We start from the raw sequence: 12763 nt of genomic DNA, 5'->3' as shown, positions 1-12763 counted from the left end.
TGCGGGTGAACACGAACGGATGTCGGTCAACAAATACCTTATGTTAGAAGAGCTTGCTGACATCATCTTTGGGCACAAGCCCCAAATGAGCCCATGCCTTTTCGGTAGCAACCCTTCCCTTTGGTGTACGAATCAGGAAACCTTCGCGCACCAAATATGGTTCACATACCGTTTCAACGGTCTCTGATTCTTCACCTACCATAGCGGACAGTGTGTTGAGTCCAACTGGGCCACCATTGAATTGTTTGACAACAGCGTTGAGCACAGCAATATCAAGCCGATCAAGCCCTTCAGCATCAATCTGGTACAACTCAAGTGCAGCCTTAACATCAGCTGGCTCTACGCTTGATAAGTCGTGAACAATAGCCCAGTCGCGTACACGGCGCAGCAAGCGGTTTGCAATACGCGGTGTACCACGGGAGCGCACCGCCATTTCGTGCGCTGACTCCTCCCCCAAGTGCACGCCCAATACTCCAGCTGAACGCTCGATCAGCTTTTCCAATTCCTCATGCGGGTAGAAGTCCAAGTGCGCAGTGAAACCGAAACGAGCACGCAACGGAGATGGCAACATGCCCTCACGCGTGGTAGCACCAATCACGGTAAACCGAGGCAGTGTAAGTGGAATAGAAGTTGCGCCCGGTCCCTTACCAACCATCACATCGACGCGGAAATCTTCCATTGCAATATAGAGCAACTCTTCAGCCGCTCGTGGCAATCGATGGATCTCGTCAATAAACAGTACTTCGCCCGAATCAAGTGAGCTCAGAATGGAAGCAAGATCACCAGCATGCTGAATAGCCGGACCAGAAGTCACACGAATTGGCACATTCAGCTCATTCGCAACAATCATCGCCAATGTAGTTTTGCCAAGGCCGGGAGGGCCAGCAAGCAAAATATGATCCGGCGGAACGTCACGTTTGCGAGCAGCATCAAGGAATAGCTGCAGCTGAGCCTTCAATAACGGCTGGCCAATAAAGCCATCAAGTGCATGCGGGCGCAGTTCCTCATCACTGACCGGTTCATTACCAATTGGTGCAGCAGAAACCATGCGCAACGATTCCTCGTTAGCACCAGTATTGGCTTGTGCGTCATATTCCATATCAGCAGTATTCGTAAGTGTTGGCATAGTCGTAGATCACCGTCCTCGGTCAAGGGAGGTAAGTGCAAGTTTGAGTACACGCGGTACATCATCCGTAGCAAGCGGAAGCGCAATATTGTCGCGCGCACATACTGATTCGACAGCGCTTTGCGCATCCGGTTGACGCCAGCCTAGCGACATCAAGCCTTCAACTACTTGCAGTAAGTTTGGATCCCCCGCTGCACGACGACGAGAAGCTGTGCCTTGCACTCCCGATTCAATAGCATCGAGATCAATAGACCCTTTCAGCTCGAGAATAATCTTTTGTGCGCCTTTTTTACCGAGACCAGGGGCTTTTGCTAGCGCAGTAGCATCGCCATCAGCTACAGCATGAGCGAGTCGATCTGGTGGCAACGTTGACAGAAGCGACAATGCGACCTTTGGGCCAATACCGCTTACTTTTTGTAATTGCAAAAACATTCGCTTCGATGCCGGAGATAGAAATCCAAATAACGTAATAGCATCCTGCGAAACATTCAACGACGTATAGATTTTTGTCTCTTGCCCAGCATGCAGAGATGATAAATCAGCGGAAGGCATACGTACTTCGTATCCGACACCACCAACTTCAATCAGAGCGCAGTCCACACTCACTTCAGCGACTATCCCGCGCAACATTCCTATCATGGTGCCCCCTGACGATCATAGATCGAACATCTGTTCTACTACGATATCTGATAGTCACGACCTGTCGCTTTACATTCCACGGTCAGCACTATGCCGACGACGTGAACGCTGCGCAGCCATCGCCCATTGACGCTGAGCAGGAGTCAAATGCTGTTCGCGCTCCCCTCCCTGCAATGCTCCAGCCGGGCGCAAAGCGTGACAAATTGCAATAGCCAAAGCATCAGCTGCATCAGCTGGAGTTGGCGGCTCATTCAATCCAAGGATCCGCGCCACCATACGTTCCATCTGTGGCTTTTCTGCCTTGCCATTACCTGTGATAGCAAGCTTTGACTCAGTCGGCGTATGCAATGCCACCGGAATGCCGCGTTGCGCAGCAGCTAACATTGCCATACCCGCCGCTTGTGCAGTACCAAGCACTGTATTGCGGTTTTCTTGAGCAAATACGCGTTCGATGGAGACCGTATCTGGAGCAAAACGCTCGATCTTAGCAACCAGACCGTTATAAATAGCCAATAATCGCAAATCTTGCGACATGTCTGGTGACGAACGCACTACATCGACGTGAATAAACGAAAGCCGGCGATGAGCGCCGGCTTCGATCACGCCGACCCCGCAGCGAGTAAGCCCGGGGTCAACGCCAAGAATAATCACTGAACGATTACTCCTCGTCAAGCTGGGCCATAACCTCATCAGAGGCGGTCCAGTTGGAGTAGATGTTCTGCACATCGTCCAGATCATCGAGGTTGTCAATGAGCTTGGACACCTTGCGAGCATCTTCAAGCGTCAGCTCGACCTCGTTCTTCGGACGCATCACCATATCGGCGGAATCGTAGTCGAAACCAGCGTCCTGCAGAGCCTTACGCACAGTGTGCAGATCAGACGGATCAGTGATCACGGTGAACACGTCACCATCATCGATCACGTCCTCAGCACCCGCGTCGCCGGCCTTCTCGAACAGATCGTCGAAATCAACGCCTTCGCTCGGAACCTCAATCTGGCCCTTGCGTTCGAAGTTGAAGGACACCGAGCCGGAGGTCGCCAGCGAACCATTGCCCTTGGTCAGGGTGGAACGCACTTCAGCAGCAGCACGGTTACGGTTATCGGTCAAGCATTCAATGATCAGACCAACGCCTGCAGGTGCGTAGCCCTCGTAGACGATGTCTTCATAGTTAGCGCCACCCGCTTCTTCACCGGAGCCACGCTTGACAGCGCGCTTGATGTTGTCGGCCGGCATAGAAGCCTTCTTGGCCTTGTAAATAGCGTCGTACAGAGACGGGTTACCGTCCGGATCGCCGCCGCCCATACGAGCTGCGATTTCAATGTTCTTGATGAGCTTGGCGAAGAGCTTGCCGCGCTTGGCGTCGATGGCGGCCTTCTTGTGCTTGGTGGTCGCCCACTTGGAATGACCTGACATAATGCTCCTAGCAGGTATGCGAATAAACTGACAAACGAAACTATCTTAAAGCGGTTAGCCGACAACGCTCAATACATACCCTGCAATAGGGCTGAGCAGCACACCGCTTGTATATGACTGAGATATAAATCACTCACACTTAATGCTGAACATCGCTAGGCAATCCGAAGTCTGCTGCAAGACGTTGGAATGCTTCAGCGTATGCAGCGCGCTGGTCGCCAAGCAAAATTGGCATGGTACGCGTTTGCGCAACAATCGGCATAAAGTTCGCGTCACCGTTCCATCGTGGCACCACATGCTGATGCAAGTGAGCAGCAACGCCAGCTCCTGCGACTTCTCCTTGGTTGATACCAATATTCCAACCATCAGGATGCGAAACTTCTTTCATCACCGTCATCGCCAAAGTTGTTGCTTTTTCAAATTCAAACAATTCAGCGTCATCAAGATCGGTGATCATGCCAACGTGACGATATGGGCAGATCATAAGATGCCCCACGTTATATGGGTATAGATTCATAATCGCAAACACAAACGTGCCGCGCCATGCAATCAGCCCATCTTCGTCAGATTTCTTTGGCCCAGCACAGAAAGGACATTCTTTGGTTTTTGGCTGAGTGGGACGGTTCTCGCTGTTACGCAGCACATAGGTCATACGCTGCGGAGTCCACAGTCGTTCAACAGTGTCCTCTTGCGGCGGAAACTCGGCAGGGTTGTCGATGCGCACGTCACCAGTATCCATCGAATATTCCTTCCTCACCAATGATTCAGCAAAAAGCTAGGCGGTTTCAACACTTGGCATAGCTGTTACGCGTTGAAACCGCCTATGTTTATGCACCAGAATAGATCAATCGGCTAGATCAGTCCTCAGCCGGTGCAGCCACAGCGGCCTTGAAGTCGTCTGCGGAGTTGACCTGGACGCGCTTCTTGATGACATCGAGGATCTGCTCGCGAGCCTGATCGACCGGCACGCCGTTGAGCTGGCTGCCGTCGCGGAAGCGGAAGCTGACCGCGTTGTTCTTCATGTCCTCTTCGCCGACGATGAGGATGAACGGCGTCTTGGACTTGGAAGCGTTGCGGATCTTCTTGCCGAAGCGATCATCAGAGTAATCGATCTCGCAGCGGACCATCTCGTCCTCAAGGGACTTGACGAAGCCAGCCAGGTGCGGCGCGAACTCGTCGGCGACCGGGATGCCGAGCACCTGCACCGGGGCGAGCCACACCGGGAACGCGCCCGCGTAGTGCTCAAGCAGCACGGCGAAGAAGCGTTCGATGGAGCCGAACAGTGCACGGTGGATCATGACCGGGCGCTGGTGAGTGCCGTCAGCTGCGATGTACTCAAGCTGGAAGCGCTCAGGCAGGTTGAAGTCGAGCTGAATGGTCGACACCTGCCAGGTGCGGCCGATTGCGTCGCGAGCCTGCACGGAGATCTTCGGACCGTAGAATGCAGCGCCACCCGGGTCAGCCACGAGGTTCAGGCCAGAATCCTTAGCAACCTCAGCAAGCGTGTTGGTTGCTTCCTCCCAGATCTCATCGCTACCGACGTACTTGTGCTCATCCTTGGTGGACAGCTCGAGGTAGAAGTCGTCCAGACCAAAGTCGCGCAGCACCTTGAGCACGAAGGTGAGCAGGTTGGTCAGCTCGCCCTTCATCTGCTCACGGGTGCAGTAGATGTGGGAATCGTCCTGAGTCAAGCCACGCACGCGGGTCAAACCGTGGACTTCGCCGGACTTCTCGTAACGGTACACGGTACCGAACTCGAACAGGCGCAGCGGCAGTTCCTTGTAGGAACGCTGACGCGACTTGAAGATCAGGTTGTGCATCGGGCAGTTCATCGGCTTCAAGTAGTAATCGAAGCCCTGCTTGGTGATGTTGCCGTTCTCGTCGCGCTCCTCGTCCAGGCGCATGGCCGGGTACATGGAGTCCTTGTACCAGTGCAGGTGGCCAGAGGTCTCGTACAGGCCGCCCTTGGTGATGTGCGGGGTCTGCACGAAGCTGTAGTGGTACTTGCGGTGCATTTCACGCGAATAGTCTTCCATCGCGTTAATAACCGCAGCACCCTTCGGGTGGAACACAGCCAGGCCAGGTCCGATCTCCTCCGGGAAGGAGAACAGGTCCATTTCAGCGCCGAGCTTGCGGTGATCGCGCTTAGCAGCCTCTTCCAAGCGAGTCTGGTAAGCCTTCAGATCTTCCTTAGTGGCCCATGCGGTGCCATAAATGCGCTGCATGGTCGGGTTCTTCTCATTGCCACGCCAGTAGGCTGCAGCAGAACGCTCGATCTTGAATGCCTTAATGAAGTGCGTGTTCGGCAGGTGTGGTCCGCGGCACAGGTCCTTCCACACGACATTGCCATCACGATCAACGTTGTCGTAGAAGCTGAGCTCCTTGCCGGAGATCTCAGTAGCGGTAGACGGGTCGAGGTGTGCTTCCTTATCCTCGATCAGTTCAATCTTGAAAGGCTGATCTGCTTCTTCCTTGAGCGCCTCTTCTTCGGTAACAACGCGGCGGCGGAAGGACTGAGCGGACTTGATAATCCGCTGCATGTGTTTCTCAATGTTCTTTAGGTCGTCCGGCGTGAACGGCTGGTCAACCTGGAAGTCGTAGTAGAAGCCATCCTTGATGATCGGGCCGACGCCGAGCTTAGCGTTCGGGAACAGTTCCTGCACAGCCTGAGCCATGACATGCGTTGCGGAGTGGCGCATAATGCCAAGGCCGTCCTCAGAATCGATTGCGACGGATTCAACCGTGTCGCCGTCGTTGAGCGGCGTGTACAGGTCACGCAGTTCGCCATTGAGGCGCACAGCGATGATGTTCTTGTCGTCCGCGAACAGTTCAGTGCCGGTGGTGGTAGCTTCCACCTCCTTCGCTTCGCCGTTGACTGTAATGGAGATGGAGCTTAACGCCATGATGTGTCCTTTGCTATCGGGGTCCGCGTTACTAATGTGCAGGCCTGGACTGGTTAATCAACACGGGACACGATAGGAATGAGTGCCGACAAAATCAACACGCGTAACGTGGGGAGGATGCCAGCACCGCGAAATGCGGAAAAACGAAAAAAGCCTCCCGAAGGAGGCTTGATCTGGAGCGGACAACGGGACTCGAACCCGCGGTCTCAACCTTGGCAAGGTTGCGCTTTACCAACTAAGCTATGTCCGCAAAGGATTCCGCCGTGAGAAGCGGATTCCAGTGGAGCTAAGGGGATTCGAACCCCTGACCCTCTCCATGCCATGGAGATGCGCTACCAGCTGCGCTATAGCCCCGGATTACACCACTAACGTGGCTTGTGGGCGATGTAGGAATCGAACCTACGACCCCTTCGGTGTGAACGAAGTGCGCTAGCCGCTGCGCCAATCGCCCGGAAATACTCTCTGTAATTATGTAATTACTCAACCGGAGTTTCCTCCGGCTTGAGTGGGCGATACAAGATTCGAACTTGTGACCCCTTCCGTGTCAGGGAAGTGCGCTACCACTGCGCCAACCGCCCGGGTCTTTCCTTGAGATTCCGGATTGCTCCGTTCACCCAAGAGGTGGGTACGAGAGTCGAACTCGTCTATACGGCTTTGCAGGCCGCTGCCTAACCGCTTGGCTAACCCACCGTAAGGTCGTCAACTCCTCGGACCTTAGAGCGGACAACGGGACTCGAACCCGCGGTCTCAACCTTGGCAAGGTTGCGCTTTACCAACTAAGCTATGTCCGCGATGCTTTCCGTAGCGGCTTGCCGCTGCCTGAGCACGAGTAACTACTATAACGACATGTTTGTAGTTTGCCAAATCGAGCCCTCTCTTCGGCGTGTCGCGCCTTGAAAACAGCCCCTCAAAGCACCCTAAAAACGTTGGAAAATAGCCAAAAACGAGCCCTCATGCTTCACCAATGGCAAAAGCTGCCCTTTCGCCCTCCATCAGCCGATACATTAGAAGCATGAGTGAAGAAGCCAACGCACACGGCACGATCATGATTGCCGCTTTTGAGGGATGGAATGATGCTTGCCAAGCAGCGACGAACGTCGTACGCCACTTGGTGTCGCATTATGAGTCTCGCGAAGTTCGACATATTCGTTGCGATGGATACTACGACTATCAGGTCGCGCGCCCGATGCTGTGCAATGTCACTGGACGGCGTCGCATCTTATGGCCGCAAACAACGTTCTACGAGATTGACGTGGCTGCCGACAAGCATATTTACGCGCAAATAGCGCCAGAGCCAAACTATCGGTGGCTTGATTACTGCCGCCAGAGCATGCACATTGCTGAAGAACTTGACGTAACCAGCATGGTGACACTTGGCTCCATGTTTGCTGATTGCCCGCATACGCGTCCGCTACCCCTGGATGTGAGCAATGGAGATTGCCAATGCGACATGGATCGTGAATACAGTGGCCCCGTCGGCATTCCGACAGTGCTGAACACGATGGCTGAGGAAGAAGGATTCAACGTCACGTCAATGTGGGTGTCAATCCCCCAGTATCTCGGCAGTGATGAATGCGCACAGGGTACTATGCGCATACTCGGCCGACTCTCACGCATTATCGGCGTTGATCTTGATTGTGGTGATCTCAATGACCGCGCTGAACAATGGAAAGCGCAAGCTGACATGCTCATGCGCTGCAATGACGATCTTGCTGATTATGTACATCATCTGGAACATGATTACGACATGAAGGCAAAAGCGCGTCAGGTAGCCGATTTCGGAGCCCCTGCTGCTGAGCAGTTGGTGCGCGAGGCTGAAGCATTTTTACGCGGTCACACTGACTAAATCATCACTAGCCGGTTCCTTTCATCGAATACGAAACAGGGGATGTTCGCAACGCGCGAGCATCCCCTGTTTTGTTGAAGAACTTCAGCTACTTCAATAAGCTGCCGAGCACGGCAAACTCCTATCCGAGTACTGTGCTGAACGTAGTGACAAGTTCAGCTGCTGCCTTGGTAGCCGACTGTTCGTACGGGTGCAACACGCCGACAATAAGCAGCAACGCAACGACTACTGCCAAACCGATACGGTAGATCGCAAACGCCTTGTACGAGAACGTGGAAACGAACTTCAAGAAGCCAATAATCACGATATAGCCGAGGAAGAAGCTCACGATCGTCGCTACAATCGTCGGCCCCCAACCCGGGAACATCGCGTCACTCTTGTAATCGCGCACAGCTTTAACCGCCTCAAGCAGGCCCGATCCTACAACCGCAGGAATAGCCATGAGGAAGCTCAAACGCACTGCTGCCTCACGGGTGTAGCCAAGTGCACGACCAACAGTGATCGTGCCGCCAGAACGCGACACGCCTGGAATAAGTGCCATAGACTGGCCAAGACCGAAGAGGAACGCATCGCGACCAGTCATGCTATCCATGGTTTTGCTCTGACGCGCACGGTCATCAACAACCCACAGCAGGATGCCGAATACGAGCAGCACAGTTGTAGTAATCCACAGATTACGCAGTGTCGTTTCGATAACGTTTTGCAGCGTAAAGCCCAAAATCACAATCGGAATAGAACCAATAATGACATTCCATCCAAGTGTTGCCCACTTGTCGCCACGGCCCATGCGAGAGCGCCAATCCGTGCCATTCTTACCAAACAGGCAAGCAAACCAGTGGCTGAGAATGTTGAAAATATCCCGACGGAAGTACAGAATCACCGCCAGCTCGGTACCAATTTGAATGATTGCGGTGAAGGCAGCACCCGGGTCACGGCCGCCCAGCATAAGATCGCCAATAATGCGAATATGCGCACTGGACGACACAGGAAGGTACTCAGTGAGCGCCTGCACAATGCCCAGAACAATCGCTGTAAAGAAATCCATATTCTTGATTCGCCTTGTATCTGCTTGTAGGTTGTCGTTTTACCGTGCCCTAGCGTACTCAACCGTCCCTAATAATGGTCAAAGCTTCGCATTGTCGCGCAGAAATCCCACAATGAAACACGGATGACACTATGCGTTTCATTGCGCCGCGATACGGCTGCACGGCGCAACACAGTGCAGGAGGAACTATGGCTAAGTATCGTAAATCACGCATGTGGGCGCCACAAGGATTCTTTGAATGCGAAGGACGCGGCCTGCAATGGCTGGCACAAGCACAGGATCGCGGTGGTACACGTGTTGTAGACGTGTATGAGTGGGGCAAAGACTATCTCGACATTGAGCGAGTTGAATCATGCTCGCCGACGGTACAAGCTGCACGTGAATTTGGTGCTTCTCTTGCGCGAACGCATGATGCTGGCGCTGAATATTTTGGCTCTGCACCAGACGGATACACTGGCACATGCTACTTCGGACCATTGCAGGATCCTGTGCCGATGGATACCGGTACGTGGACTGACCCTGCTACGTATTACGCGCAAGGTCGTCTGCTGCCCATGGTGCAGCTGGGTATTCGCCGCGGTACGCTCAAGCAAGGCGATTTGGAGCTCACTGTGCGCGTTATTGACCGTCTGCCAGATCTGCTGGGACGCGCCGCTGACGATAAGCCTGCACGCGTGCATGGTGATTTGTGGAGTGGCAATGTGATGTGGACTGCTGATTCAGGACACTGTGAGGCTGTACTGATTGACCCGGCAGCACATGGCGGGCACCGCGAGGAGGATCTTGCGATGCTGCACTTGTTTGGTATGAGCTATTTAAGTGACATTATGGAAGGCTATCAGTCAGTGCACCCGCTGAAAGCCGGTTGGCAGGATCGCATTACGCTGTGGCAGCTGTACCCGATTGCTGGCCACTGTGTGTTCTTTGGTGGAGGCTACGTCAGCGAATACCGCTCAATGTGCCGCTCGCTACTGTGAGGCTAGGTTCTGTGCGTTGTTAGGAACAGCCAGACAAGCAGAACAATCGATATAACAATGGCGGTCTTCTTCACGAGTTTGTGAAGAAGACCGCCATTATGCATTCAGATCAGCGTTCGCTTAGCTCAATGCATCTTTGAGCTTAGAGAAGAAACCTTTACGTGGTCCCGCCGTAGCCGGGCGAGAGCTTTGCGATACATGCGTTGCGTCAGCATCATGGCTGGCAGCAAAACGTTCAATAAGATCGCGTTCTGCATCGCTTACCTTCGTAGGAATACGCACGCTAATGTGCGCGATGAGATCACCGCGCTCCCCTGCTTGGCGCAGCTTCGACACGCCGAGATTCTTCAGCGTGATCGTATCTTCCGGCTGGCACCCGGCAGGGATGGTAATGGTCTGTTTGCCATCAAACGTATCAATATCAAGATCGTGGCCCAGTACAGCCCAGCTCATTGGCACCTGCACCCAGCAGTGCAAGTCGTCGCCATTGCGAGTGAACTGCTTGTCTGGGCGAATGCGCACGTCTACATACAGATCGCCGGCAGCACCGCCGCCTTCGCCTACTTCACCTTGATTAGCTAGACGTAGGCGCGAATCATCGGAGATACCTGCAGGAATGGTGATACCGACTTCGCGAGTGGCGCGAACGCGACCATGGCCCATGCACGAAGGACATGGATCGGTGATGATCGTGCCGTGGCCTTCGCAGCGCTCGCACGGCGCAGAAGTCATCATCTGACCGAGCATGGTACGCACTACTTTTTGACGGAATCCTTGGCCATGGCAGTCCGGGCATGTTGTAGGCTGCGAACCGCCCTTTGCACCAGAACCACCGCACACTTGGCATAAACCGAACGTGTTGATCTTGACGTGTGCCGTGCCGCCAAATACTGCAGTCTTCAGATCGATAGTCGTACTTGCCAGAGCATCACGCCCGGGCTGAGTGCGTGGGACAGGCCCTTGAGCGCCACCAGAGAAAGCACCGCCAAAGAATTGGCCGAAGATGTCGCCCATATCTCCCATATTGCCGAATGGCGAAGCTCCATATGCGCCAGCACCTGGCTGATTAGGATCTACGCCAGAATCGTACATGCGGCGCTTATCGGGGTCGGACAATACTTCGTAGGCATTGTTGACCTCTTTGAACTTGTCCTCATACTCGGGGCCAGCAATATCAGGATGGTATTTACGGCTCATCTTGCGATAAGCCTTCTTAATCTCTTCCTCGCTAGCCGAGCGTTCAATACCCAGCACCTCGTAGTAATCTGCCACTGCCTGTTCCTTTTCGTTATTGTTCGCGCCAGTCATTGTGCCATAAGGCTGGGTCAGCCTGTATACCCGTCGCCAGACTGTTGGGACAAGGATTCGGTGAGATACCGCGCTACGGCACGTACTGCAGCGATGGTTGTTGCATAATCCATGTGAGTTGGGCCTATAGAGCCAACAAAAGCGACCGGCTCTGCCGACGTTGTTTCCGCTACGGATTGTGTTTCCGATAGCTCTCCGGTTGTCTGTTCATCAGCACGTGCAGTAGGCTCAGCGCTGCCACTGTTGTCTGCTTGCTTGCCGTACCCACTGGTGACTACGGAAGCGTGCAGTAAACCTGGCGTGTGGGTTTCAGAGCCAATAGCAACACCAACTCCGCCAGCAACTGTTGTTTGAGACAGTGTAGTCATGAGCTTCATGAGCACAACTTGTTCTTCGAGTGCATCAAAAAGTGGCGCTAAATCATCAGCATCACTTTGGTGTGCGAGCCGTGATGCTCCAGCCATGTAGAGATCACTCGCCCGCTCATCGTCACCTATCGCATCAAGCACATCAGCGAGCCCTGTGAGCAGCCCTGCGCCATCACTGCGCGTAGATGCCATTGTGCGTACCCGTTCTGCAGCCTGCGCAAAGGTCATACCAGTACATTGCGCATTAACAGCGTTGCTCAAGTCCGACAGCAAGTCTGCTGACGGTTGTGGCGACATAGCTAATGTGTGTTGCGCAACGCCGCCAGTGTCTGTAATAACGACAATAAGTAGTACTGCAACGGAGACTGGCACGATTTCGACATGTCGTAGGGTTGCTTTTGCCATAGATGGTGATGCAACGACGGCTACTTGCCCTGTGATCTGAGATAGCAGTCTTGCCGCACGGCGCAATGTGTCTTGTAAGTTGACTGATCCTGCAAGGAACGTGCTAATACCGCGTTTTTGTGCTGCGGATAATGGCATGACTCCCGACAGTCTATCGACAAAATACCGGTAGCCTTTTTCTGTAGGAATGCGGCCAGCGGAAGTGTGCGGCTGAATAAGATAGCCTTCGTCTTCGAGTGCAGCCATGTCGTTGCGAATGGTCGCGGAGCTGACACCTAAATCATGAGATTTAGCCAGCGATGTGGAACCAATAGGCTCTTGCGAGCGAATATAATCTTCGACGATGGCGCGCAGCACCAGCATGCGTCGTGTCTGCGCCATATGCGTCTCCTTTATATATGTCTATATATATTGCTGTGTTCGTGTGCTTGGTGCATTCAATGTGCCCTTTAGCAGCGAGAACAATCCGTTCTTTTGTATTGTATTAGCACTCTATGGTCACGAGTGCTAATGCGTTCGTCCTCGGAGGATTTCCTTCAACACGCCTTATGTAGAGCTTTCACTCTCCGTACGGGATGACTACACGCTGAAAAATTGTTAAACAACGAGCGAACACTCAAAAATGTGAGCGCTAACAGAACAAAACGTACCAAAACACGCCAAAAACGCAAAAGGAAGTCTTTTCGCAAGGCTACTATGTAAGAGCAATGTGAGGGTACGCATGATCCGGCA

At 53.5% G+C, this 12763-nt stretch carries 11 protein-coding genes and 6 tRNA genes; 2 read left to right on the top strand and 15 right to left on the bottom strand.

Translation table 11 applies throughout. The annotated features are described in order from the left end of the window. Positions 1-43 precede the first annotated feature (43 nt). From ruvB to D2E25_RS00350, 12 genes are all read right to left on the bottom strand, one after another. Positions 44-1126 (bottom strand): Holliday junction branch migration DNA helicase RuvB, encoded by a 1083-nt coding sequence (ruvB, locus tag D2E25_RS00405; protein WP_125979086.1) that lies wholly within the window; start codon positions 1124-1126, stop codon positions 44-46. 9 nt (positions 1127-1135) lie between these two features. Then, a complete protein-coding gene (gene ruvA, locus D2E25_RS00400; protein ID WP_125979085.1) occupies positions 1136-1765 on the bottom strand; it encodes a Holliday junction branch migration protein RuvA in 630 nt (209 codons plus the stop codon). A gap of 69 nt (positions 1766-1834) precedes the next feature. Then, positions 1835-2416, bottom strand: coding sequence for a crossover junction endodeoxyribonuclease RuvC (ruvC, locus tag D2E25_RS00395; RefSeq protein WP_125979084.1), 582 nt, complete (start codon positions 2414-2416; stop codon positions 1835-1837). A 7-nt stretch (positions 2417-2423) separates the two neighbouring features. After that, positions 2424-3179 carry a YebC/PmpR family DNA-binding transcriptional regulator gene (locus D2E25_RS00390; protein WP_125979083.1) on the bottom strand — a complete coding sequence of 252 codons (756 nt, stop codon included), beginning with the start codon at positions 3177-3179 and terminating at the stop codon, positions 2424-2426. Between the two features lie 139 nt (positions 3180-3318). Next, positions 3319-3918 carry an HIT family protein gene (locus tag D2E25_RS00385; RefSeq protein WP_125979082.1) on the bottom strand — a complete coding sequence of 200 codons (600 nt, stop codon included), beginning with the start codon at positions 3916-3918 and terminating at the stop codon, positions 3319-3321. Positions 3919-4036: 118 nt separating this feature from the next. After that, on the bottom strand, positions 4037-6082 hold the full coding sequence (gene thrS, locus D2E25_RS00380; RefSeq protein ID WP_125979081.1) for a threonine--tRNA ligase: 2046 nt from the start codon (positions 6080-6082) through the stop codon (positions 4037-4039). Positions 6083-6256: 174 nt separating this feature from the next. Continuing rightward, positions 6257-6332 (bottom strand) — tRNA-Gly (locus tag D2E25_RS00375). Positions 6333-6363: 31 nt separating this feature from the next. Next, positions 6364-6436: transfer RNA gene (locus tag D2E25_RS00370), tRNA-Ala, on the bottom strand. 24 nt (positions 6437-6460) lie between these two features. Then, positions 6461-6533: transfer RNA gene (locus D2E25_RS00365), tRNA-Val, on the bottom strand. A 55-nt stretch (positions 6534-6588) separates the two neighbouring features. Further along, a tRNA-Val gene (locus D2E25_RS00360) sits at positions 6589-6660 on the bottom strand. A gap of 41 nt (positions 6661-6701) precedes the next feature. Further along, a tRNA-Cys gene (locus tag D2E25_RS00355) sits at positions 6702-6772 on the bottom strand. 28 nt (positions 6773-6800) lie between these two features. Next, a tRNA-Gly gene (locus tag D2E25_RS00350) sits at positions 6801-6873 on the bottom strand. A 221-nt stretch (positions 6874-7094) separates the two neighbouring features. Between D2E25_RS00350 and D2E25_RS00345 the strand changes: the two genes are divergently transcribed. Beyond that, on the top strand, positions 7095-7928 hold the full coding sequence (locus D2E25_RS00345; RefSeq protein ID WP_164514641.1) for a PAC2 family protein: 834 nt from the start codon (positions 7095-7097) through the stop codon (positions 7926-7928). Between the two features lie 121 nt (positions 7929-8049). Here D2E25_RS00345 and uppP read toward each other — a convergent pair whose 3' ends face one another. Next, on the bottom strand, positions 8050-8973 hold the full coding sequence (gene uppP / locus D2E25_RS00340; protein WP_125979080.1) for an undecaprenyl-diphosphatase UppP: 924 nt from the start codon (positions 8971-8973) through the stop codon (positions 8050-8052). A gap of 188 nt (positions 8974-9161) precedes the next feature. On the opposite strand from uppP, the gene D2E25_RS00335 reads away from it, so the two are divergent. Then, positions 9162-9950, top strand: a complete 789-nt coding sequence (locus D2E25_RS00335) for a fructosamine kinase family protein (RefSeq protein ID WP_125979079.1) — start codon at positions 9162-9164, stop codon at positions 9948-9950. A gap of 120 nt (positions 9951-10070) precedes the next feature. On the opposite strand, the gene dnaJ is transcribed toward D2E25_RS00335, so the two are convergent. Next, positions 10071-11222 (bottom strand): molecular chaperone DnaJ, encoded by a 1152-nt coding sequence (gene dnaJ / locus D2E25_RS00330; RefSeq protein WP_125979078.1) that lies wholly within the window; start codon positions 11220-11222, stop codon positions 10071-10073. Between the two features lie 53 nt (positions 11223-11275). Continuing rightward, entirely contained in the window at positions 11276-12412 is a 1137-nt protein-coding gene (gene hrcA / locus D2E25_RS00325; RefSeq protein WP_125979077.1) for a heat-inducible transcriptional repressor HrcA, read from the bottom strand. Positions 12413-12763: the final 351 nt, after the last annotated feature.

Source organism: Bifidobacterium goeldii (genome assembly GCF_003951095.1).
GTDB lineage: Bacteria > Actinomycetota > Actinomycetes > Actinomycetales > Bifidobacteriaceae > Bifidobacterium > Bifidobacterium goeldii.
The sequence above is the reverse complement of the archived record's forward strand: the minus strand, read 5'-3'. Positions and strand labels throughout refer to the sequence as shown.